This is a genomic window from Collibacillus ludicampi, assembly GCF_023705585.1.
GTDB lineage: Bacteria > Bacillota > Bacilli > Tumebacillales > BOQE01 > Collibacillus > Collibacillus ludicampi.
Genome location: NZ_BOQE01000001.1, coordinates 2220182 through 2242500 on the forward strand (window position 1 = coordinate 2220182; position 22319 = coordinate 2242500).

Genomic DNA, 22319 nt, shown 5'->3' on the forward strand with positions numbered 1-22319 from the left:
GGAACTGCATAGCAGTTTGCAATGGAACTGGAATCAACCGAGTCACTTTGTAGATTAAGCTACGAAGGGCGCACGGAGGATGCCTTGGCGCCAGGTGCCGATGAAGGACGGGGCTAACGCCGATACGCCTCGGGGAGCCGTAAGCAGGCTTTGATCCGGGGATTTCCGAATGGCAACCCACCCCGCGTAATGGCGGGGTATCCACTGCTGAATCCATAGGCAGTGAGAAGGTACACCAGGGAACTGAAACATCTTAGTACCCTGAGGAAAAGAAAACAACAGTGATTCCCTCAGTAGTGGCGAGCGAACGGGGAAGAGCCTAAACCGCATGTGCTTGCACAGGCGGGGTCGTGGGGCGTCTCACATGGAGTTACCACTCCTTTTCGTAAGAGAACGGCTTGGAACGGCCGACCAGAGAGGGTGACAGTCCCGTATCTGAAACGAAGAGGACTCGAGACGGACCCCGAGTACCGCGGGACACGAGGAATCCCGTGGGAATCCGGGAGGACCACCTCCTAAGGCTAAATACAACCTGGCGACCGATAGTGAACCAGTACCGTGAGGGAAAGGTGAAAAGCACCGCGGGAGCGGAGTGAAAGAGAACCTGAAACCGTGTGCCTACAATCAGTCGGAGGGCGATATCCGCAAGGATGTGCCTGACGGCGTGCCTTTTGTAGAATGAACCGGCGAGTTACGATTGCGTGCGAGGTTAAGGCGGGAAGCCGGAGCCGCAGCGAAAGCGAGTCTGAAGAGGGCTTGAGTACGCAGTCGTAGACCCGAAACCGTGTGATCTATCCCTGTGCAGGATGAAGTGCGGGTAAAGCCGCATGGAGGTCCGAACCCACGCATGTTGAAAAATGCGGGGATGACGTGGGGATAGCGGTGAAATTCCAATCGAACTCGGAGATAGCTGGTTCTCCCCGAAATAGCTTTAGGGCTAGCGTCGGAGCAGAGACATGGAGGTAGAGCACTGATTGGGCTAGGGGCCTTCGCGGGTTACCGAACTCAGTCAAACTCCGAATGCCATGATCTTGGTCTCCGGCAGTCAGACTACGAGTGCTAAGATCCGTGGTCAAAAGGGAAACAGCCCAGACCATCAGCTAAGGTCCCTAAATTCCGGTTAAGTGGGAAACGATGTGGCGGTGCACAGACAACCAGGATGTTGGCTTAGAAGCAGCCACCATTTAAAGAGTGCGTAATAGCTCACTGGTCGAGTGACGCTGCGCGGAAAATGTAACGGGGCTCAAACCGGATACCGAAGCTATGGATGGATCGTTCGTCACCGTGGACGTCATGGTGTATAAGACATTTTCTGCGAATGCTCTCCGCAAGGATCATTCAAAAGCATTCGCCAAAATCGCCCGCTCAAACCGCGGGTGGCCATGAGTCTAGGGTGATGAACGATCCGTGGTAGGGGAGCGTTCTCATCGGGTTGAAGCTAGACCGTGAGGACTGGTGGACTGATGAGAAGTGAGAATGCCGGTATAAGTAGCGAAAAGACAGGTGAGAATCCTGTCCACCGAAAGCCTAAGGGTTCCTGGGGAAGGCTCGTCCGCCCAGGGTTAGTCGGGACCTAAGCCGAGGCCGAAAGGCGTAGGCGATGGACAACAGGTGGAAATTCCTGTACCACCATGCAGCCGTTTGAGCGATGGAGTGACGCAGAAGGATAGGGTGAGCGGACGATTGGATGTCCGTGCAAGCAGCGAGGCTGAGAGGCAGGCAAATCCGTCTCTCGGTAAGGCTGAGCTGTGATGCCGAGCGAATTCAAGTAGCGAAGTCCCTGATTTCACGCTGCCAAGAAAAGCTTCTAGCGAGGTTGCTGGTGCCCGTACCGCAAACCGACACAGGTAGGCGAGGAGAGAATCCTAAGGTGCTCGGAAGAACTCTCGTTAAGGAACTCGGCAAAATGGCCCCGTAACTTCGGGAGAAGGGGCGCTCCGGTAGGGTGATGAGCCCGAGGGAGCCGCAGTGAAAAGGCCCAAGCGACTGTTTAGCAAAAACACAGGTCTCTGCTAAGCCGTAAGGCGACGTATAGGGCTGACGCCTGCCCGGTGCTGGAAGGTTAAGGGAAGGGTTAGCGAAAGCGAAGCTCTGAACCGAAGCCCCAGTAAACGGCGGCCGTAACTATAACGGTCCTAAGGTAGCGAAATTCCTTGTCGGGTAAGTTCCGACCCGCACGAATGGCGTAACGACTTGGGCGCTGTCTCGACGAGAGATCCGGTGAAATTGTAATACCTGTGAAGATGCAGGTTACCCGTGGCTAGACGGAAAGACCCCATGGAGCTTGACTGTAGCTTGATATGGAAGATGGGTATCTCATGTACAGGATAGGTGGGAGGCTTGGAAATCAGGGCGCCAGCCTTGGTGGAGCCGCCGTTGGGATACCACCCTTGAGGTACTGATCTTCTAACTTGTGCCCGTCATCCGGGCAAGGGACAATGTCAGGCGGGCAGTTTGACTGGGGCGGTCGCCTCCTAAAAGGTAACGGAGGCGCCCAAGGGTTCCCTCAGCGCGGTTGGAAATCGCGCTTCGAGTGCAAAGGCATAAGGGAGCTTGACTGCGAGACATACAGGTCGAGCAGGGACGAAAGTCGGGCTTAGTGATCCGGCGGTTCCAAGTGGAAGGGCCGTCGCTCAACGGATAAAAGCTACCCTGGGGATAACAGGCTTATCTCCCCAAGAGTCCACATCGACGGGGAGGTTTGGCACCTCGATGTCGGCTCATCGCATCCTGGGGCTGTAGTTGGTCCCAAGGGTTGGGCTGTTCGCCCATTAAAGCGGTACGCGAGCTGGGTTCAGAACGTCGTGAGACAGTTCGGTCCCTATCTGCCACGGGCGCAGGAAGTTTGAGAGGAGTTGTCCTTAGTACGAGAGGACCGGGATGAACCGACCGCTGGTGTCTCAGTTGCGGTGCCACCCGCATCGCTGAGTAGCTATGTCGGGCCGGGATAAGCGCTGAAAGCATCTAAGCGCGAAGCCCCCTCAAGATAAGACTTCCCACTCGGTCCACGAGGTAAGACCCCCTGAAGAAGACAGGGTGGAGAGGCGGGAGGTGTAAGCACCGCGAGGTGTTGAGCTGACCCGTACTAATCGGTCGAGGGCTTAATCTAAACGGTTTATGGTTCCATATCTCATATTCGTGTCCAGTTTTCAGGAGCAATCCCGACAGTCTGGTGATGATAGCGGAGAGGACACACCCGTTCCCATCTCGAACACGGAAGTTAAGCTCTCCAGCGCCAATGGTACTTGGGGCGGGAGCCCCCGGGAGAGTAGGTCGTCGCCAGGCTGAACCCATTTACTAGCGGGTGGTAGAGCGCTTGCCTAGTATCCGCTTACCTCCCCCTGAATGAGCCATTAGCTCAGTTGGTAGAGCACCTGACTTTTAATCAGGGTGTCGAAGGTTCGAGTCCTTCATGGCTCACCAGAGATGCGGAAGTAGCTCAGTGGTAGAGCATCGCCTTGCCAAGGCGAGGGCCGCGGGTTCGAGTCCCGTCTTCCGCTCCATACATGCGATCGTGGCGGAATCGGCAGACGCGCACGTTTGAGGGGCGTGTGGGTTTATCCCGTGGTGGTTCAAGTCCACTCGATCGCACCATACATGTGCCCGTAGCTCACCTGGATCGAGCGTTTGACTTATCACGATTATTCCTGCCACAAAGAATGATGGTGGATGTGGCGAAGTGGCTAACGCACCGGATTGTGGCTCCGGCATTCGTGGGTTCGATTCCCATCATCCACCCCATTGGGGAGTCGCCAAGCGGTAAGGCAACGGACTTTGACTCCGTCATGCGTAGGTTCGATCCCTACCTCCCCAGCCAGATGCGGTCGTGGCGGAATTGGCAGACGCGCAAGATTCAGGTTCTTGTGAGTGCAAACTCGTGGAGGTTCAAGTCCTCTCGACCGCACCAAGCGAAATCCATAGAAACGTCGCGGGGTGGAGCAGTTGGCAGCTCGTCGGGCTCATAACCCGAAGGCCGCAGGTTCGAGTCCTGCCCCCGCAACCAACGATTTTGCATAATGAGTAAATGAATTCTTACGGAGGGGTACCAAAGTGGTCAAATGGGGCGGACTGTAAATCCGTTGCGTAAGCTTCGAAGGTTCGAATCCTTCCCCCTCCACCATTCATGGCTCGATAGCTCAGTTGGTGAGAGCGACGGATTCATAACCCGTAGGTCGGCAGTTCGACTCTGCCTCGAGCCACCAAACCGTGGCGCCATAGCCAAGTGGTAAGGCAGAGGTCTGCAAAACCTTTATTCCCCGGTTCGAATCCGGGTGGCGCCTCCAAAGAAGTGCACGCGGCTATAGCTCAGAGGGAGAGCACCACCTTGACACGGTGGGGGTCATAGGTTCGATTCCTATTAGCCGCACCATCGAATGCCGAAGTGGCGGAATTGGCAGACGCACACGACTCAAAATCGTGCGGGAAACCGTGTGGGTTCGACTCCCACCTTCGGCACCAACATGCGGGATGACTCCCGTTTATGGGCCTATAGCTCAGCTGGCTAGAGCGCACGACTGATAATCGTGAGGTCAGTGGTTCAAGTCCACTTAGGCCCACCAACAATAATCGATTAGACGAGCAAGCTCTCCTATTTGGGGAGTTTTTCGTCTAAGGGGATACTTTCATGACAAAGCGGAAAAAGAAAAAGCAGAAGAGCCTGCAACCTGTGGCAAGCAAATCAGAACGATTGGAGTTTGCCGAGACGAAAGTGGACGAGGAATCGATCACCGACGAATGGGGTGCAAGAATCTTTACCGATGTGACAAAACATTCGTTTCTTGACATCCCTCATGTGAATCCTAAACAGCGGGACGGGGACATTTATGAAGTTCTATCGGTTCGCGTAACGTCGGCTGGAGTATTAGCAATCGTAAAACGCGAAAACGAACCTGTTGCCTACCGTTTACCCGATGATTATACAGGGTGGGCGCAACAAATCATTCACTATGCGCAGGAAGGAATCGATTTGTTGCCTGATACGATTGAATTTGGTTACGATGTGATTCAAAACCGTTATTATGCGAAAATCAGAATTTTACACTCATGATACGGAAAATGCCCCAATTCCTACTTTAATGGTAGGTACTTGGGGCATTTGTTATTCAACAAGTATGTTATACGACCTCTGTATCACTGCTTAGTTCCTCTGCTGTTTCCGTTTGGCTTTGCACAGGGAAGGTTTCCGACCGGTCTCTCAATCCCCACCAGACGACGCCGATCGAAAAAACAAGCAAGAATGAAAATAAGAGAAGATACATTTGATCAAGACTCATTAAGGTTCACTCCAAATCATGTGTTCTATGCGCTAAAAGTTGACACTTTATCTTTCAATATCTCCATCTTTTCACTGTTTATTCGTTCTATTTCACCATCGCGAGGGATGTAGGGAAGATTCGTTCTTCCACTCATCCCCTATAGTACAGATCGTTTTACCATGAGAGAATATAAAATTATAGCTGTTTGGAAACCAGATCTCCAACTTTTCACCGTTTTTTCATTAAAATTGCTTTACTATATATGGGGGAACGCGCTTCGAAGAATGAATTTTGAAGCAAACCTTCTTTGTTTGTGTATACGTGTAATCATAAAGGAGGTTGAGAGCTGATGAAAGTCTTACTCGCTGAAGACGAACTTCGGCTTGGTCAACTGATTGCTCATATGCTAAAAAAGAAGGGACATATCGTGGATTGGGTGACACAAGGAGAAGATGCTTACGATTATGCACTTGCATCTTACTATGATGTCCTGATTCTGGATTGGATGATGCCTGGTGAAGATGGAGTGAGTGTATGTCGACGCTTACGGCAAGAAAATTATGAAGGAGCGATCCTTCTATTAACAGCGAAAGATTCTGTCCATGACCGCGTGGAAGGTTTGGACGCCGGCGCGGACGATTATCTCATTAAACCTTTTGAATTCGATGAGCTTTTTGCCCGCTTACGTGCATTGTCTCGTCGAAATTATGCACCGATACAGAAAGATATCGTTTCCATTGATGACTTGGTGATCAATCGTACGAATTATACGGTTCAGCGTGGCGATCAATCGATTCAATTAACGCCGCGAGAATTTCAATTGCTTGATCTGCTCTTGCGGAACCGAGGGCAAGTTTTAACCCGAGAAGTCATTTTGGATCGTATTTGGGGGTATGACGCTGAGATTACCAGCAATCCAGTTGATGCATATATAAAATTGTTACGTAAAAAAATAGATACCCCCGGGAAGAAAACTTTGATTCAAAGTATACGAGGGGTGGGCTACAAACTTGATATCTGACATAACAAAACGCGTACGAAACCTCATTCGCAATAAGCTTAAACAACATGATATGTTCAAACGAACACAGAATCGATTAACGATTCTATACGGCAGTATGTTAATCATTTTTTTGCTTTTTTTTTCTGTCATCGTCTATTCTGTCTTTTACATGATTATTACGAATGAACAAAATCAAGAGGTGCAAACACTGGCTGATCAGGATTTAGCCATTTATCAAAATCTGCTGAAGCATGATTCGAACGACCGTGATCAAACGATCGATTTTCAAAAGGTCTTTCAAGCGAACGAAGATCAATTTTTTTGCTATGTGGTTACCAGTGATGGGCGTCTAGTCGCCGGAAATGAGCTGATCTCAGGTCTCCGCGGCGTTCTACTAAATAAAGTACATGGGTGGATTCCTGTTTCGGGAGAAGTGCGTTATGAAACGGTAAAGCTGACTCACGAGCGGAAACTGAATCTGCTTATGGCTGGTCGGGCGATCTATGATCATGATCGTTTAATAGGAATGATCTATACTGCGAAAGATATTACTTTTTACAGGCATATATTTGAGATGCTGCTCATTGTATTGATCGTGCTATCTTTATTCTTTCTGATCGTTGCTTCAATTGTCGGGTATTTTATGTCCAGGAAAGCTATGATCCCGATCGTGAAGTCGTATACTAGACAACAGGAATTTGTTGCAGATGCCTCTCACGAATTACGAACGCCTTTAAGTGTTCTATATTCCTCACTTGAAGTGATTGAAGCGGAAGAACAGGATAAAATTTCTTCTTTCTCTCGTAAAGTGTTGTTCGATATGAAAGATGAATTGAAAAGGATGAAAAAGCTGGTCAACGATTTATTAATTTTAGCTCGTTCCGATTCCGAAGGCCTCGATCTTTTGAATGAGACATTTGACGTGGTTTCGACTGCAGAAAAACTGATTCGTTCCATTCAACCCTTGGCAAACTCAGGACAAATTCAATTGCATTTAGCAGCACCTGAAAAACTTATAATGTACGGAGATCAAGAACGAATCAGACAATTATTGTTCATCTTACTTGACAATGCCATTAAATATACGCCTGCTGGAGGGGAAGTTACGGTCTCGTTACATCGAGTGACGAAGCAGAAAAAGAAACTGTTATGTTTGAGTGTCAAAGATACCGGAATAGGGATCCCGTTGGAGCAGCAAAAACGTATTTTTGACCGGTTTTTTCGGGGCGATAAAGACCGATCGAGGCAGACGGGCGGGACAGGACTTGGATTATCGATCGCCAAGTCGATCGCGGAAGCCCATCAGGGAAGTATAGAGGTTTCTAGTACGGAAGGATCAGGAAGCACGTTCACGGTCTGGATTCCTTTGGGCGGTCGTAAAGACAAAGAGGGTGACATTTGACGTAACTTGTTCCGATTTGTATTTCAAAAGCGCAAAAGTCAAGCGATCAATCGTCGTCGGCAGATAAATTTCGGATGGGTGAATTTTCGTTTCAGAAAATACTTTATGCCTTTTAATTGTTTTGGTAACATAAAAATGTTACTAAAACAAAAAGGAAGATCAGAAATGCCCTTTCTCCGATTTAAAGGCTTTGAAAAAGATTTCGTAAGAAATATAGCCGACAGAGTTAGAAAGGAATTCGCTTCGATTGTCGACATACCTGAAGAAATTGTAAAAATAGAGATTCTTCATGTGGAGCGTATAACAGATACCCCTCTCTCATTAGAAATATTCATGTTTGAAAGAGAACCGGAAAAGCATCATCGAATCGCTTCTTGTCTGTATCGCATATTAAATGAACATGGATATCAAGGGGTTCATATATTTTTTGTCTTCTTGAAACCCGAGTTCTATTATAAGTTCGGGAAACCGTTGGTTGAACATGTGAAAACATAAGCTGACATGTAGAAGCAAATGTGGTCACAAAAACCGATGCAGTCCAGTCTGTCGTGCCGTCTCAGTCTCCGGCTTCAATTGAGAAGTTGAAGAGAAACTACATTACGCTCATATCTTCATGAGGGAGATATGGGCATTTTCTTTGGGAAGAAAATAGAAGATTCCATCAGGTTTTTTATAAGGAAATTCAAAGAAACAAGTTCTATCTTTTAGATGGAACCATCCATCTTAGAAGCATCAATGGAAGAACAGCTCTTTCCTTGTGATGATAACCACAAAAAAGGCAGACGGGAGAGACTCATGTAAAGGAGGATTATGAATGAAATCGAGCGTATAGCAGGGGGATTTGAATGAAACGTCTCTCAGCGATGTGAAAAAGAAAAAATTCAGGAGTTGATAGACATGTTACAAACGAAGCAAGCGAGGATACAAAATGAACAGGAAAGAAAGCGGATTTTCTGGACGATAGGGATAACGCTTATCTTTTCCTTATGGGGGATTTGGTATACCCTACATTCTTTTCCGCTTTCCTTTCATACACAATCTTTTAAACATTTCTTTAAGGAATTTGGCTCTTACGCCAGAATCGCTTTCTTTTTTGTGTTCGCTCATTATGTGTTGAAACTTGTTCTTCAGAAACGATATTTGGATCGTTGGGCACAAATCAAACAAGGGGTGATCTTTCTTTCACGAATGGCTCGTCAATGGCATGTTCCTGTAGCCATCGCAGCGATGGGTATCGTTCTGATTCATGCTATAGGAGCCATTCTATACGGATTTACATTGGATTTTCATTATGTTACAGGATTGGTTTCTTTGTTGATCCTTTTTCCATTAGCGATATCAGGGATTCTTCGATACAAAAAGATGGATCGGAAATGGCACTGGGTGTTAGGATTGAGCTTTGGGATCCTATTTTTGATTCATTCATTTTTATGATCAGCGTTGAACAACAGTGGGCTCTCACATGAAAAGTAGGTGGCTATAATGTGTCACCTACTTTTCTTGTATCACGATCTTGCAAACTAGTGCTTGGGTGGGTGTATCGCTTTGCGCTTGGGTTCGATGAAGGTCGTCCCGCTGGGATTCTTTACAGAGGTTGCGGAACGACCTTCAACTCACCTCTGCGCCGCAAAGCGATACAACCCACCCAAAAGCCACTCCGTTTCTTGAGATAGCCTTATACTTCTTCCCTCACAAGAAACTTTTCATCCTCTGATGGCGCTTCTTGCGTAATAGATGGCTATCATGTCTGACTGGATGATTCACTTGCCAGCCACGAATAATGAGTGCTTTATTCCAGAATGTTTGCTGACTTCACCTTTTTTAATCGAAGGAACAGTAGCAACGAGACGCTGAGGACAGAAATCAAGTACATGTCGATGGCTCCCTTCGATTGGCTGTCCGTACCGATCCATAATCCGTGCAGTGTCGCCAAGACATAAACGACTGGAGAAAGAATGTGCAGTTTTCTCCAGATTTTAATACCGATCATCTGACGGATTTCTGTGGTGACTATAGTGCCAATCAATAGATACAACGCTATGATGCCGATCGCCATGGGAATGGTTTTATAAGTCGTCGCAAATGGCACGAAAATGTCCTTCCAATAAAAGTTTACATACCGATCAAAGAACAAAATCGCGGCATGGAACATGGCCATGTACATTGCCCAATTTGCAAGTGAAGCGTGCAGCAACGGATAGATGCCAGGATGCTGACCGTATTTCTTTCTCGTTTGCCCATACAGTCCCGTCATGACGGACAGCGAAAGTAAAACGTAGGAAGTCATGCCAGCCGCCCGCGTTAGATTCCATGCGTTAAGCCAGTCCACTTGGAATACTCCTTATATTGAGATTTCGATCCACAAGTACGGCACATACCTGCCTCTCTTGCACAAATGTCGTTCCTCGCTCCATCCCTAACAGCAGCACCGTCTTAGCCCAAACGTCGGCCTCCTTGGCAGTGGGGGCGGTTACGGTAACAGAAACGATTTCGCTTTGTGTCGGTTGTCCTGTGCGTGGATCGATTAAGTGATTCATCCAGTTCGCGCCTTTTTTCCACCGTCTTTTCCATGTAGAGGATGTCGCAATCGCTCCATCTCGTATGGAAATAACCCCTAGATCTTTCTCCGGGTCAAAGGGGTTCTCAACCCCTATTTTCCAGAAGCCGTCACGCCGGCCAAAAACGCGAAGATCACCGCCCGCGTTGATAAAGCCTGTTCCAAACGGTTTCAGATACTCGACTGCGCGGTCGACCGTCCAGCCTTTGGCGATCCCGCCCAGATCAATTTTCACCCCGCGGGAGAGCCAAACTGTTTTCCGAATCTTATCGATCTCAAAAGGTGCTTTTGTGTGGACGGCGCATGGGTAAAAGGAAGGTTCCTCCTGTGATTGGCTCGCTTTCTCCAGTGATTTGTCATATCCTGCCGCTTCCAGGTGCGTCAAGAGACCCGGATTGAACATACCGTTTGTCTCGATAAAAGCGTCGTACGCATCGACCAGCAATTCAAACAACAAGGGAGAAACCGGCACGTCTCGTTCCGGTGTTTGATTAAGCAATGAAAGCTCGCTGTCCGGCAAAAAGCGGCTGCAGGTATTTTCCACTTGTTGAAATAACGCTCGGATATTGGCGAAGATCTTCTCCTTTTCGAAAATCTGCAGCACCCGATCCGGTACTAAGAGCAGTTCAATTTGCGTGTTCATTGCCCGAAACGTAAATGATTGTTCGCTCATGAAGCTCTCGTCCTTGTATGTGTGCGATGATTGCCCGACGTAAAAAAGCCACCGTTGTCATTCGATTGCTGATCCGATGGATTCCCCTCCATGTTGGACTGGTCACCTGATGCATCTCCGGAGCCTTTCCATAAAGAGGATTGATCGGTCGATGGGTTCGTAAACTGGTTGTCCGAACGGTCATCCGTAATTGATGAGTTGTTGTTTGACTGATCGGCTTGCTCATTCGAGCTGCCTGGAGGACTGAATGGGTTATTTTTTGAGTCCTTGCCGAAGGATTGCTGGTTATTATAAGGGTTCGATGTGGAGGAATCCGTTGTCGTACCATGACCGCCCAAATTGCCTGCAATCAGAGCAACGGCTGCGACACTGCTTAAACGGACGGCCCAGTTGACAAACAGTTTTTTGCTCATCGGGAAACACCTTCTCCTATCACATGATAGAATTTGATTTCATCTCATTTTTTATTTGATAACCTCTGTGGTTTCAATATAAGAATCGAACATTAGAATTTCCTTAGAAATGTGAGGAGAAATGGTGGATGCAACAAGTAGGAGGTATGCCCACATCGATAGACCCTGACAAGTTATGGTTCGTGGAGAACAAAAAAAGAGCGCTTTTCACGCTCAAATTCACTCATTTTTTTGTACGGCTCCCTTTGAGCCGGTGTATCAAGATAACTTTTGATGAATCTTGGGATTCCAGTTTTCAACTAACGAAATCAAATATTCTTTTAAATAAGGCAGAAGATCTTCTCGTTGCAATGCGAATTCAATGGTAGCTTGTACGTAACCCAGTTTGTCGCCGACATCATATCGTTTGCCCTTTAGGGTGTAGGCAAGCATTTTTTTCTGGCGGTTTCGTATTCTCAGTGCATCCGTCAATTGAATTTCACCACTTATTCCCGGAGACGCCGTTTCAAGAAGATCAAATATTTCAGGTTCCAATATATATCTTCCAATAATTGCAAGATTGGAAGGAGCATGTTCGGCAGTTGGTTTCTCAACCAAATCTTCAACGGGATGAGAACCATTCGGACACATGATCGCTTTCGTTTTAGGAGAAGGGGAAATGATGCCGTATTTGTCTACATCCTCCCAAGGAACTTCTTTCACTGCAACAATGGAGGTCTGAAAACGATCATAAATATCGATCATTTGTTTTAAAACCGGTGGATCCGCTTGAATCACATCATCCCCCAGTAAAACAGCAAAGGGTTCGTTTCCCACAAATTTCCGTGCGCAAAGGATCGCATGCCCGAGACCGAGGGGCTCTTTTTGCCGAATGTAATGGATATCCGCCATGTTTGCGATTTGCCGTACCGTTTGCAGCATCTCAGTCTTCCCCTTCTCCTCAAGGATCGTTTCTAATTCAAACGATTTGTCAAAATGGTCTTCGATGGCACGCTTGTTCCGGCCTGTAACGATGATGATACTTTCGATCCCTGATGCGATCGCTTCCTCTACGATAAACTGGATCGATGGTTTATCGACAATCGGTAACATTTCCTTGGGTTGGGCTTTTGTTGCCGGCAAAAATCGGGTGCCAAGACCGGCTGCCGGAATGATTGCCTTACGAATCTTCATTTTCTACCACTCCTCAGATGGAATGTGCATCTTTGAATACCCAAAGCCTGCTTCCCGTATAATTCACACCCATCGCCATTATGGTTGCGAACGTTTTGGAAAAAAACATGTGAAATCCGTATCGGCTATCCAAAATATAAAGCGAGATGAAAGAGACCGAGAAAGCCAGAGCATTAACCGTGATAAACTTTAAAATCTCCGCTCCACTCGGTACGCTTTTCTTTTGAAATGTCCAATACTTATTCAGCAGGTAACTGTTGACCATGCCACAAGAATAAGAGATCCCTTGTATCAGCAAGTAATCGTGAGAGAACCAGTGGTATAACACGAAAAATACGACGGTATCGACGAAAGTGTTTGAGAGTCCTACCAAGGAAAAAAGTACGATAGAGCGGACATTTTGTATTGTCATCGTTGGCTTAATGAGAGATTTCATATTTCTCTTCGAAATCATGTTTCTCTTCGTTCCCTTTAAATCCCACTTTACTGTCAATGATATACAGGGGCCTATTCTTGGTTTCATCATAAATCCGGCCAATATACTCTCCTATAATCCCCAAAATGATTAAGATGGTGCCATTAAAAAATAAACTTGTCGCCACGATGGATGTCCACCCGGAAACCGTGTTTGGCGTGAACAGCCTCTCAAAGACTGCAAAGATCAGATAAAGAAAGCTAACGGACGATAGTAAAAAACCTAGATATGTCGCTAATTTAAGTGGCTTATGAGAAAAGGTGGTAATGGCATCCAAGGATAATTTGATCATTTTACGCAATGGATATTTCGTTTTCCCCGCAAAGCGTTCTTCCCTGATATATTCAATAGCTGTTTGCCGAAAGCCGACCCAACTGACAAGTCCGCGCACAAATCGATTTTTCTCTTTAACCTTTTTCATTGCATCACAGACTTTGCGGTCAATTAATCGGAAATCCCCAGTATCAACCGGGATATCCACTTCGGTCATTGACCTGAGTACCCTGTAAAACACGGCTGCTGTCCACTTTTTGAACCAAGTTTCTCCTTTCCGTTTTTTTCTGGTGGCGTATACAACGTCGTATCCCTCCTTCCATTTCTCGATCATATCCAAAATCAGTTCAGGCGGATCTTGCAGATCCGCGTCAATCACGACAATCGCTTGACCCGCTGCATGATCCATGCCTGCACTGATCGCTATTTGATGTCCGAAATTCCTGGAAAAGTTTATTAACTTAACCGTATCATCTTTCATACAAAGTTCGAGGATGATCTGAGCGGTTCGATCTTTGCTTCCGTCATTAATAAATAACAACTCATAACACTCGTTGGTTGAGTCCATCACTTCTTTTAATCTTTCATAAGTAACTGCAACGACTTCTTCTTCGTTATAAACGGGAATGATAATTGAATAACGTACATCCGAATCCATGGCGCACCCTCCCTTACTCACGTTTTGAATGTCGAATTATTTTTTTACGTATTCATAGAGCGTCAGTTGGGAGCCCATAAATCCCATCCGACCTTGTTCTTTGGCAGATCCAGAATGCTGATCTTTCCACTTGTCAGCAGGTACCACGCGACAATTGCTTTGGATCCAATGGAGTACCGCAGTTTGTTGGTTTCCAAAGGAGGCTGCCGGAATCAAGAAATAGCGGACTTGACCTTCATTGACCATCTTTTGCAATTTCTCGACAGTGAGAGCCGGATCATTCCCCATAAACCCTCCCATCGCCATTACAGGGAGACCTGTATCGAGAATGATAGGTGCAGCAGACATGGCATTGAGTGTTGCTAACAAATAGGTCCCTTCACGATAATTAGCCTTTAAATAATTCTCCAGTTTGGTGTTGGAGGTCATAAGATCCTCTTCTCTCTGGTTTTTAAGCTCCGGACCGGCAAACGGATGTGACACGGACCCACCATATTGGATCGGCGTAATAGCCCATGCGGTCGGGGCGGTTAATAGAGTTGCAAGTCCAACCAATATGGAAACAAGGGAGACCGTTCGTTGGCCTGCATCTCTCAGTTTCTTTACCAAGAACAAACCGATCAAAGCCATCAGTGTCAAAATACCGATCGCGGACGAAAGTTGATTCCGTAAAGCAGGATAGTTCCAAACCACAGAGATTTCAAAAGCTGTCGTACATACCAATGCGACAGGTAAAAGCCAAGCTTTCAAGCTTACGGCACGAAATTCATCCCACATCTCCATAAACCCTGCACCCGCTAACGCAGCGATCCCAGGCGCAAGCATAACCATGTAATAACTGCTGAATCTGCCCGCAACACTGAAGAAGACCGTCATGGTTAACACCCACGCCGTCCAAAAAATGGCCGCCTGTTGTTTTCGATTCAAAGGAGCCCTAAATCGTGTGCCCCACAGAAGAGCAACTACACTAAAGAAGACCCATGGCAAAAGCCAACTGAGCTGCCCGGCTAGCTGATGATTGATAAAGAGCCTGAGCATACCGGGTGTACCCGTTTGATTGCCCCACGAGGAGATACGATCTCTTACATTTGCCGGCCTATCTCCTGCGAACCGTGAATTCTCTCCATGGGATGCCATCATAGCCGATTGATTCGCACCTAAGTTCCAATTGGCTCCCCGGTTTCTTTGAGTGTCTTCACTTGGGTTCCATGGTGCCCGCGAATGGGAGTTTCCCCCCGGCATGTGATTTCCAAGCAGCCGATTGATTCCGTTATACCCAATGGCCAGTTCCACCACGGAATTATGTTGCGTACTGCCGATATAAGGGCGTTGATCGGAGGGAATTGAGTCGACCGTAACCGCCCAAGAGCAGGAAACGACCGCAAGAACGACAGTAGCGTACAACAAGTGAACCAGTTTTTTAGACCGGGTCAAAGTAGGGGAGATCAAGTAAAACAGATAAAAAGCAGGAAGGACTAAGTAAGCCTCCATCATTTTAATGTTGAACCCGACTCCGACGAGAAAGGCAGCAAGAAGCAGCCACTTTAAACTGCCCCGTTCCACTGCGTGGCTCAGCGCCCAAGTGGCAATCAATGTAACGAACATGAGCATGCTATCAATCTCGTTCGTCCGGTCTGCCGCCACAACAATGGGCGTACTTGCCAAAAAGAGTGCGGCTAGAAGTCCCGCCCCGCGTCCGAATACACGAGCTACGAGGTGGTAAAGCAAAGCTACCGATAACACACCGGCCAAAGCTTGGGGAAGGAACAAGCTCCATCCTTTAAATCCAAAGAGATAAGCACTCAATGTTTGAATCCAAAAGCCAACCGGAGGCTTATCAATTGTAATAAACCCCTTCGGATCGAACGAATTAAAGAAAAAGTTGTGCCAACTTTGCAACATGCTTTTTACCGCAGCAGAATAATAAGGATTTCCATATCCCTCCTGACCTAACTTATAAAAATTAAGAATGACGGAAAACAAGAGGATCGCAGCCAACCCAAAATAATGCCATTTGAATTTGGTTTTTACTTGGCTCATAGAATCTCTCCCATACACTTTTGTTATATCCGTAGTGAAACCATACGGAACAAATATGAACTGAATTTGAACTGAAAATGAATGAAGTGCGAACAAAAAAGCCATGGATCCCCATGGCTAAAAAGACTAGGTTATGATTTGAAGGCGGGGAAGTGAAACAATAAAAGTTGTCCCTTTGCCTTCCTCACTTTGCACTTCGATATGTCCTCGGTGAAGTTCGACAATCTTCTTTACAATCGCTAATCCCAGACCGCTTCCGCTTTGCGTGCGGTTACGAGACTTATCCGCTTTATAAAATCGTTGGAAAATCTGTTTTTGATCCTCTGCGGATATGCCTATACCCGTATCAGAGATGATCACTTTGATTTTATTTCCGCTTTCCTTAATTTCCACCCGAATATGACCATTTTGCGGTGTAAATTTAATGCTGTTGCTGATTAGATTGGTCCAGACTTGGTTCAATTGATCTTCATCAGCAGTAATCCTCACTCTTGGAAGTGTTAAATGGAATTCGATGTTTTTTTGCGACCACTGAGGTTCACTGGCGACAATGACTCTGCGTAATTGCTCATCTAAACGGAAAGTTTTCGGGTGAAAGGGGTGATGATCTGACTCTAAGGAGGCGAGGCTTAGTAAATTTTTACTCAATCTGGAAAGGCGCTCGCTTTCCGTTACGATGATATCTAAGTATCGCTGCCGCTCACTCTCCGCGATTCTGTTGTTTTTCAACGCGATAGAAAATCCACGAATGGAAGTCAGTGGAGATTGGATTTCATGCGATACATTCGTTATAAAATCTTGACGCATCTGTTCGATTCGTTTGAGTTCATGTGCCATCTGATTAAAACTCTCTGCAAGAACCCCTAATTCATCTTTCTGTTTGACCGATACTTTGACATTAAAGTCGCCTTTGGCCATTTTTTTGGTCGCTTCCGTCATGAGCCGGATCGGCTTCACCAAATATCGGGCCGCAATGAAAAAGCTGATACTCCCCGCGATCAATAGGATGAGAAAAACAGTAGTCAAGAAACTATTAAATTCGTTATACTGACCGGTGAAATCAGGTTGAATAAACATAGCATATCGTATAGTACCGATCTGAAAAGGTAACCCGATGATTAACGAATTCCGATCAGGGCTATTCTTGGCGATTCCCTGATACATTTTACCATTCAACACATCTTCCACTTGCTGTTTATCAATGGCAGTACCCTTATTTTGGTTAAAAGATCCATATCTTTTCATTTCGCCGGTGTTGCTATATAAGTAAATATCATATGATTTCAATTGGGCGAGACTATTCAGGTAATGATCCAAGTCTTTAGGAGCGGTTTCCTTGCACAATCGAATGATTTCATTGCCTGCTGATATCATCTCATTCTCAACTTTTTTATGGATTCGGTTGTGGTACACTTGGGTCGTAAAGAAAAAAGCAGCGGCGATTCCAATGAATACAGCAAGAAGAAAGGTACCAACGATTCGGATATAGAGAGTTTTTACCAACAAGCTCACCTCAATTCAAGACGATATCCCAATCCCCGGACGGTCACAATCTTGAAACCAATCCTTTCGTCTTGTTCGGGAAACCGTTCCCGTAGCCGCTTCACATGCACATCAACGGTCCGCTCATCTCCTTGATAGTCGATTCCCCATATTTCTTCAATTAATTGATCTCTTGTAAAAATCTGTCCTGGGTAGCTGGCCAACTTAAATAACAGTTCAAATTCCTTTAAAGGTAAAGTGAACTTTTCACTTCCGATTGTAACGTCATAGTTCTGACGATTTAATATAACATCTCCCAGTTGAATAATTTGTGAAGTGGCGATGCGATAACGCTTGAGCAATGCTTTGACCCGCATGACCAATTCAAGCGGATCAAATGGTTTCACAAGATAATCGTCTGTTCCCAATTTAAATCCTTTTATTTTTTGTTCCGGTTCTCCCTTTGCGGTTACCATTAATAAAGGAATATCCCAATAATTCCGGATTTCCTGGCAGAATTGCCAACCGTCCATTTCCGGCATCATAATGTCCAAAATTACGAGGTCTATTTTAGTGGACTCCATTACGGTTAAGGCTTCTTTGCCATGAGAAGCTTCCAATACCTCAAAGCCTTCATTACGTAAATAGAGTCCGATTAGCTCACGAATATGCAAATCATCATCGACCACTAATATCTTTGCCATGCTTGCATCCACCTTTTTCTAAGTGTAACCTCAATATATCAAGTACCCCAATTAGTAAAGTGTACATGATTACGCAAACACATCACATCGAATCCATTGTAACCGATCGTACATACATGAGGAGGGAAACGTATGAACAAGCTATTTGAACCAATCCAAATTGGAGCTTGGCGTCTCCGTACCCGAACGGCGATGGCTCCCATGACCCGCTGCTTTGCAAATGACAAAACGGGAGTCGTTGGAGACGACATCGTAGAATATTATCGCAAACGAGCGGCTGATGGGATAGGGCTTATCATTACTGAAGGAACGGTGATTAGCCCCAGGGGTAAAGGGAATCCGGGTGTACCAGGCATCTATACGCAGGAACAAGTGGAAGCATGGAAAAAAGTAACCGAAGCTGTCCATAAGGAGGGCGGAACGATTATCTGTCAAATTTGGCACGTAGGTCGCCTGACCCATCACGAACTGACGGGTGGACTGGCACCGCAAGCCCCATCTGCAATCCAAGCTGAAGGCTTAATTCCTCGTTTCCGCAAGCCATATGACGTACCTGAAGAGATGTCGGTTGAGGACATTCAGGAAGTGGTACGCCAATACGCACAGGCAGCGCGAAACGCTATAGCTGCCGGCTTCGATGGAGTAGAGATCCATGGAGCTCATGGCTACTTGATCGACCAGTTCAACTCTGATACTACCAATAAGAGAACGGATCGTTATGGCGGAGACTTGGCTCAGCGTCTTACTTTCATGAAAGAAGTAACAGGTGCGGTCATCGATGCGATCGGTACTGACCGGACTTTAATCCGTTTCTCGGCTTTAAAAGTGGAGAATCCGGATTACATGTGGGAGGATCCGGAAGCGGCTATCCACACCTTTGTGGATGCTTTCCGGGAGGTGGGCGCCACAATGATCCATCCGTCCACCATGAATTTTACTCAAATACTCGCCGATGGAAAAACCATGCACCAACTGGTGCGCAAATACTGGGATGGAGTGATTGTAGGTGTTGGTAATCTGGATCCTGTAACCGCCGAACAAGCTTTGGCGGAAGGGACGATTGACGTGGCAGCGTTCGGCCGTCCGTTGATTGCGAATCCAGACTTTTTGCATCGGGTGAAAAATGGTCAATCCTTGGTGGAATATGATACGAAGAAGCACCTTCTCACGTTAGTTTGATGGAGACTACTTTCCATTTAAAAAAGGCATTCTAGTATTAGGGAGGTGACTTCATGACCAATCGACGTGTTCTGAATCCGAGAGCATCTCGTTCGCTTGAAAGACTCAAGTACGAGGTTGCAGCCGATTTGGGTCTTGATGATGATATCAAGGCAAAAGGGTGGGAAAACATGACCACCCGCGAGGTCGGAAAAATCGGAGGGAACATGGTTCGAGAAATGATCAAATTCGCAGAAGCGGAGATGGCCAAACGGTCGGAGTGACTTCCCTGCCGTCCCCCTGTCACAGGGGGGCGGTTTTATGCATTGAACTATTGATTTTATAGGATTATTAGACGTCACAAAGCAATACACCCACCCAAAAGTCACTCCGTTCTTGTGGCAGCTTTAAATCTCTCTTCCTGTACAAGTTACTTTTAATCCTCGCATTGAAAAATTGAGAAAAAAAGAGAATAATGTTAGTCCGATATTATTCATCTTGAATGGAATAGGATTTTGTTTTATAACGCTCGATCATTTGAATTGAGACGGAATGAGTTGCATGATAATATAACACCTGTCGCCGCGATAAACGGTGATAATAAACGAAACATTAATTACCACTTGCATGATTGCATGCAACGTGATATATTGATCTAGTCGCTCTTTGAAAACTGAATCGTGTAGGGAGCTAGGATACTTGAATTGTCGGCTCTTTGGAGCGTGGCATACAATTTTTTCGAGAGTTTGATCCTGGCTCAGGACGAACGCTGGCGGCGTGCCTAATACATGCAAGTCGCGCGGATGGAGAGGAGCTTGCTCCTTGAAGTCAGCGGCGGACGGGTGAGTAACACGTGGGCAACCTGCCTGGCAGACGGGGATAACGCTTGGAAACGAGTGCTAATACCCGATAGGCTCTTCACGGGCATCCGTGAGGAGGGAAAGGCGCTTCACGGCGTCACTGCCAGATGGGCCCGCGGCGCATTAGCTAGTTGGTGAGGTAACGGCTCACCAAGGCGACGATGCGTAGCCGACCTGAGAGGGTGACCGGCCACACTGGGACTGAGACACGGCCCAGACTCCTACGGGAGGCAGCAGTAGGGAATCTTCCGCAATGGGCGCAAGCCTGACGGAGCAACGCCGCGTGAGTGATGAAGGTCTTCGGATTGTAAAACTCTGTCTTCCGGGACGAACCGATAGGTGAGGCAATGCTCCTATCCTGACGGTACCGGAGGAGGAAGCCCCGGCTAACTACGTGCCAGCAGCCGCGGTAATACGTAGGGGCAAGCGTTGTCCGGATTCACTGGGCGTAAAGCGCGCGCAGACGGCTTTCTGCGTCCGGGGTGAAAACCCGGGGCTCAACCCCGGGACGGCCTTGGATACGGGAGAGCTTGAGGGTCGGAGAGGCAAGGGGAATTCCACGTGTAGCGGTGAAATGCGTAGAGATGTGGAGGAACACCTGTGGCGAAGGCGCCTTGCTGGCCGATTCCTGACGTTGAGGCGCGAAAGCGTGGGGAGCAAACAGGATTAGATACCCTGGTAGTCCACGCCGTAAACGATGAGTGCTAGGTGTTCGTGGGCTCATACCCATGAGTGCCGAAGCTAACGCATGAAGCACTCCGCCTGGGGAGTACGGTCGCAAGACTGAAACTCAAAGGAATTGACGGGGGCCCGCACAAGCAGTGGAGCATGTGGTTTAATTCGAAGCAACGCGAAGAACCTTACCAGGGCTTGACATCCCGCTGACCGGTCTGGAGACAGACCTTCCCTTCGGGGCAGCGGTGACAGGTGGTGCATGGTTGTCGTCAGCTCGTGTCGTGAGATGTTGGGTTAAGTCCCGCAACGAGCGCAACCCTTGTGTTGTGTTGCCAGCATTTAGTTGGGCACTCACAACAGACTGCCGACGACAAGTCGGAGGAAGGCGGGGATGACGTCAAATCATCATGCCCCTTATGTCCTGGGCTACACACGTGCTACAATGGGCGGTACAACGGGATGCGAAACCGCGAGGTGGAGCCAAACCCTGAAAACCGTTCGTAGTTCGGATTGCAGGCTGCAACTCGCCTGCATGAAGCCGGAATTGCTAGTAATCGCGGATCAGCATGCCGCGGTGAATACGTTCCGGGCCTTGTACACACCGCCCGTCACACCATGGGAGTTGGCAACACCCGAAGTCGGTGGGGTAACCTCTTTGAGGAGCCAGCCGCCTAAGGTGGGGCCGATGACTGGGGTGAAGTCGTAACAAGGTAGCCGTATCGGAAGGTGCGGCTGGATCACCTCCTTTCTAAGGATGTTATGACGAGGTTCGGCTCACGCCGAACAATCTCCCTACACGATTTGGTTTTGAGGGAGTGAATCCTTCACTTGCTCCTTGAAAACTGGATAACGAATATGAGAAGACATTGCAAAGGGAACTGCATAGCAGTTTGCAATGGAACTGGAATCAACCGAGTCACTTTGTAGATTAAGCTATGAAGGGCGCACGGAGGATGCCTTGGCGCCAGGTGCCGATGAAGGACGGGGCTAACGCCGATACGCCTCGGGGAGCCGTAAGCAGGCTTTGATCCGGGGATTTCCGAATGGGGCAACCCACCCCGCGTAATGGCGGGGTATCCACTGCTGAATCCATAGGCAGTGAGAAGGTACACCAGGGAACTGAAACATCTTAGTACCCTGAGGAAAAGAAAACAACAGTGATTCCCTCAGTAGTGGCGAGCGAACGGGAAGAGCCTAAACCGCATGTGCTTGCACAGGCGGGGTCGTGGGGCGTCTCACATGGAGTTACCAATCCTTTTCGTAAGAGAACGGCTTGGAACGGCCGACCAGAGAGGGTGACAGTCCCGTATCTGAAACGAAGAGGACTCCGAGACGGACCCCGAGTACCGCGGGACACGAGGAATCCCGTGGGAATCCGGGAGGACCACCTCCTAAGGCTAAATACAACCTGGCGACCGATAGTGAACCAGTACCGTGAGGGAAAGGTGAAAAGCACCGCGGGAGCGGAGTGAAAGAGAACCTGAAACCGTGTGCCTACAATCAGTCGGAGGGCGATAT

16 protein-coding genes, 13 tRNA genes, 4 rRNA genes and 1 pseudogene (1 of these 34 cut by a window edge) are annotated in these 22319 nt (G+C 47.5%); 24 read left to right on the top strand and 10 right to left on the bottom strand.

The window, feature by feature from the left end; translation table 11 throughout:
* Nucleotides 1-52: 52 nt before the first annotated feature.
* The 16 genes from DNHGIG_RS11145 (at nt 53) to DNHGIG_RS11220 (ending at nt 5047) form a co-directional block, all read left to right on the top strand.
* Nucleotides 53-3109, top strand: a 23S ribosomal RNA gene (locus tag DNHGIG_RS11145).
* A gap of 59 nt (nt 3110-3168) precedes the next feature.
* Nucleotides 3169-3285 (top strand): 5S ribosomal RNA (rrf, locus tag DNHGIG_RS11150).
* Between the two features lie 62 nt (nt 3286-3347).
* Nucleotides 3348-3423 (top strand) — tRNA-Lys (locus DNHGIG_RS11155).
* 5 nt (nt 3424-3428) lie between these two features.
* Nucleotides 3429-3503 (top strand) — tRNA-Gly (locus tag DNHGIG_RS11160).
* 5 nt (nt 3504-3508) lie between these two features.
* Nucleotides 3509-3594, top strand: a tRNA-Leu gene (locus DNHGIG_RS11165).
* A 71-nt stretch (nt 3595-3665) separates the two neighbouring features.
* A tRNA-His gene (locus tag DNHGIG_RS11170) sits at nt 3666-3741 on the top strand.
* Nucleotide 3742: 1 nt separating this feature from the next.
* Nucleotides 3743-3817: transfer RNA gene (locus tag DNHGIG_RS11175), tRNA-Gln, on the top strand.
* A 3-nt stretch (nt 3818-3820) separates the two neighbouring features.
* Nucleotides 3821-3907 (top strand) — tRNA-Leu (locus DNHGIG_RS11180).
* A gap of 20 nt (nt 3908-3927) precedes the next feature.
* Nucleotides 3928-4003: transfer RNA gene (locus tag DNHGIG_RS11185), tRNA-Met, on the top strand.
* Between the two features lie 33 nt (nt 4004-4036).
* Nucleotides 4037-4120, top strand: a tRNA-Tyr gene (locus tag DNHGIG_RS11190).
* 5 nt (nt 4121-4125) lie between these two features.
* Nucleotides 4126-4202, top strand: a tRNA-Met gene (locus DNHGIG_RS11195).
* Nucleotides 4203-4208: 6 nt separating this feature from the next.
* Nucleotides 4209-4283: transfer RNA gene (locus tag DNHGIG_RS11200), tRNA-Cys, on the top strand.
* Between the two features lie 11 nt (nt 4284-4294).
* A tRNA-Val gene (locus DNHGIG_RS11205) sits at nt 4295-4369 on the top strand.
* Between the two features lie 6 nt (nt 4370-4375).
* Nucleotides 4376-4458 (top strand) — tRNA-Leu (locus DNHGIG_RS11210).
* A 24-nt stretch (nt 4459-4482) separates the two neighbouring features.
* A tRNA-Ile gene (locus tag DNHGIG_RS11215) sits at nt 4483-4559 on the top strand.
* 65 nt (nt 4560-4624) lie between these two features.
* On the top strand, nt 4625-5047 hold the full coding sequence (locus tag DNHGIG_RS11220; protein WP_282199680.1) for a hypothetical protein: 423 nt from the start codon (nt 4625-4627) through the stop codon (nt 5045-5047).
* Nucleotides 5048-5114: 67 nt separating this feature from the next.
* Here DNHGIG_RS11220 and DNHGIG_RS11225 read toward each other — a convergent pair whose 3' ends face one another.
* Nucleotides 5115-5273 (bottom strand): hypothetical protein, encoded by a 159-nt coding sequence (locus DNHGIG_RS11225; RefSeq protein ID WP_282199681.1) that lies wholly within the window; start codon nt 5271-5273, stop codon nt 5115-5117.
* 331 nt (nt 5274-5604) lie between these two features.
* Between DNHGIG_RS11225 and DNHGIG_RS11230 the strand changes: the two genes are divergently transcribed.
* The 4 genes from DNHGIG_RS11230 to DNHGIG_RS11245 all read left to right on the top strand — a co-directional run bounded on the left by DNHGIG_RS11230 (nt 5605) and on the right by DNHGIG_RS11245 (nt 9094).
* A complete protein-coding gene (locus DNHGIG_RS11230) occupies nt 5605-6276 on the top strand; it encodes a response regulator transcription factor (protein WP_282199682.1) in 672 nt (223 codons plus the stop codon).
* Nucleotides 6266-7660, top strand: a complete 1395-nt coding sequence (locus DNHGIG_RS11235) for a sensor histidine kinase (RefSeq protein WP_282199683.1) — start codon at nt 6266-6268, stop codon at nt 7658-7660. The genes DNHGIG_RS11230 and DNHGIG_RS11235 overlap by 11 nt, the downstream gene beginning before the upstream one ends.
* A gap of 165 nt (nt 7661-7825) precedes the next feature.
* Nucleotides 7826-8155 carry a DUF1904 family protein gene (locus DNHGIG_RS11240; protein ID WP_282199684.1) on the top strand — a complete coding sequence of 110 codons (330 nt, stop codon included), beginning with the start codon at nt 7826-7828 and terminating at the stop codon, nt 8153-8155.
* Nucleotides 8156-8557: 402 nt separating this feature from the next.
* Nucleotides 8558-9094, top strand: a complete 537-nt coding sequence (locus tag DNHGIG_RS11245) for a hypothetical protein (protein WP_282199685.1) — start codon at nt 8558-8560, stop codon at nt 9092-9094.
* A gap of 355 nt (nt 9095-9449) precedes the next feature.
* Here DNHGIG_RS11245 and DNHGIG_RS11250 read toward each other — a convergent pair whose 3' ends face one another.
* The 9 genes from DNHGIG_RS11250 to DNHGIG_RS11285 form a co-directional block, all read right to left on the bottom strand.
* Nucleotides 9450-9989: a DUF8596 domain-containing protein gene (locus DNHGIG_RS11250; RefSeq protein WP_282199686.1), complete on the bottom strand. Its 540-nt coding sequence runs from the start codon at nt 9987-9989 to the stop codon at nt 9450-9452.
* Nucleotides 9976-10890: an FAD:protein FMN transferase gene (locus DNHGIG_RS11255; protein ID WP_282199687.1), complete on the bottom strand. Its 915-nt coding sequence runs from the start codon at nt 10888-10890 to the stop codon at nt 9976-9978. The genes DNHGIG_RS11250 and DNHGIG_RS11255 overlap by 14 nt, the downstream gene beginning before the upstream one ends.
* Complete coding sequence (locus DNHGIG_RS11260) at nt 10887-11303, bottom strand: hypothetical protein (protein WP_282199688.1); 417 nt, start codon at nt 11301-11303, stop codon at nt 10887-10889. The genes DNHGIG_RS11255 and DNHGIG_RS11260 overlap by 4 nt, the downstream gene beginning before the upstream one ends.
* A 258-nt stretch (nt 11304-11561) precedes the next feature.
* Nucleotides 11562-12476, bottom strand: a complete 915-nt coding sequence (galU, locus tag DNHGIG_RS11265) for a UTP--glucose-1-phosphate uridylyltransferase GalU (protein WP_282199689.1) — start codon at nt 12474-12476, stop codon at nt 11562-11564.
* 13 nt (nt 12477-12489) lie between these two features.
* The gene (locus DNHGIG_RS21035; protein ID WP_369414756.1) at nt 12490-13002 is read right to left on the bottom strand and encodes a GtrA family protein; all 513 of its coding nucleotides are present in this window, start codon (nt 13000-13002) and stop codon (nt 12490-12492) included.
* Entirely contained in the window at nt 12896-13882 is a 987-nt protein-coding gene (locus DNHGIG_RS11270; RefSeq protein WP_282199690.1) for a glycosyltransferase family 2 protein, read from the bottom strand. The genes DNHGIG_RS21035 and DNHGIG_RS11270 overlap by 107 nt, the downstream gene beginning before the upstream one ends.
* Before the next feature lie 36 nt (nt 13883-13918).
* Nucleotides 13919-15922, bottom strand: coding sequence for a glycosyltransferase family 39 protein (locus DNHGIG_RS11275; RefSeq protein WP_282199691.1), 2004 nt, complete (start codon nt 15920-15922; stop codon nt 13919-13921).
* A 126-nt stretch (nt 15923-16048) separates the two neighbouring features.
* Complete coding sequence (locus DNHGIG_RS11280; RefSeq protein ID WP_282199692.1) at nt 16049-17425, bottom strand: sensor histidine kinase; 1377 nt, start codon at nt 17423-17425, stop codon at nt 16049-16051.
* Nucleotides 17426-17430: 5 nt separating this feature from the next.
* Nucleotides 17431-18108, bottom strand: coding sequence for a response regulator transcription factor (locus tag DNHGIG_RS11285; RefSeq protein ID WP_282199693.1), 678 nt, complete (start codon nt 18106-18108; stop codon nt 17431-17433).
* A gap of 138 nt (nt 18109-18246) precedes the next feature.
* Between DNHGIG_RS11285 and DNHGIG_RS11290 the strand changes: the two are divergent.
* The 4 genes and pseudogenes from DNHGIG_RS11290 to DNHGIG_RS11305 all read left to right on the top strand — a co-directional run.
* Nucleotides 18247-19287: pseudogene (locus DNHGIG_RS11290) on the top strand (oxidoreductase); the annotation flags it as partial.
* A 53-nt stretch (nt 19288-19340) separates the two neighbouring features.
* Entirely contained in the window at nt 19341-19550 is a 210-nt protein-coding gene (locus tag DNHGIG_RS11295; protein ID WP_282199694.1) for an alpha/beta-type small acid-soluble spore protein, read from the top strand.
* A gap of 450 nt (nt 19551-20000) precedes the next feature.
* Nucleotides 20001-21549, top strand: a 16S ribosomal RNA gene (locus DNHGIG_RS11300).
* Between the two features lie 178 nt (nt 21550-21727).
* Nucleotides 21728-22319, top strand: a 23S ribosomal RNA gene (locus DNHGIG_RS11305) (it continues 2353 nt past the right edge of the window).
* The 16S and 23S rRNA genes sit together here, the layout of an rRNA operon.

Excerpts from the sequence above, each read along its gene's own strand:
- DNHGIG_RS11220 (WP_282199680.1), top strand. The coding sequence starts at position 4,625 with ATGACAAAGCGGAAAAAGAAAAAGCAGAAGAGCCTGCAACCTGTGGCA.
- DNHGIG_RS11225 (WP_282199681.1), bottom strand. The coding sequence starts at position 5,273 with ATGAGTCTTGATCAAATGTATCTTCTCTTATTTTCATTCTTGCTTGTT.
- DNHGIG_RS11230 (WP_282199682.1), top strand. The coding sequence starts at position 5,605 with ATGAAAGTCTTACTCGCTGAAGACGAACTTCGGCTTGGTCAACTGATT.
- DNHGIG_RS11240 (WP_282199684.1), top strand. The coding sequence starts at position 7,826 with ATGCCCTTTCTCCGATTTAAAGGCTTTGAAAAAGATTTCGTAAGAAAT.
- DNHGIG_RS11245 (WP_282199685.1), top strand. The coding sequence starts at position 8,558 with ATGTTACAAACGAAGCAAGCGAGGATACAAAATGAACAGGAAAGAAAG.
- DNHGIG_RS11255 (WP_282199687.1), bottom strand. The coding sequence starts at position 10,890 with ATGAGCGAACAATCATTTACGTTTCGGGCAATGAACACGCAAATTGAA.
- DNHGIG_RS11260 (WP_282199688.1), bottom strand. The coding sequence starts at position 11,303 with ATGAGCAAAAAACTGTTTGTCAACTGGGCCGTCCGTTTAAGCAGTGTC.
- galU (WP_282199689.1), bottom strand. The coding sequence starts at position 12,476 with ATGAAGATTCGTAAGGCAATCATTCCGGCAGCCGGTCTTGGCACCCGA.
- DNHGIG_RS21035 (WP_369414756.1), bottom strand. The coding sequence starts at position 13,002 with ATGATGAAACCAAGAATAGGCCCCTGTATATCATTGACAGTAAAGTGG.
- DNHGIG_RS11270 (WP_282199690.1), bottom strand. The coding sequence starts at position 13,882 with ATGGATTCGGATGTACGTTATTCAATTATCATTCCCGTTTATAACGAA.
- DNHGIG_RS11275 (WP_282199691.1), bottom strand. The coding sequence starts at position 15,922 with ATGAGCCAAGTAAAAACCAAATTCAAATGGCATTATTTTGGGTTGGCT.
- DNHGIG_RS11285 (WP_282199693.1), bottom strand. The coding sequence starts at position 18,108 with ATGGCAAAGATATTAGTGGTCGATGATGATTTGCATATTCGTGAGCTA.
- DNHGIG_RS11295 (WP_282199694.1), top strand. The coding sequence starts at position 19,341 with ATGACCAATCGACGTGTTCTGAATCCGAGAGCATCTCGTTCGCTTGAA.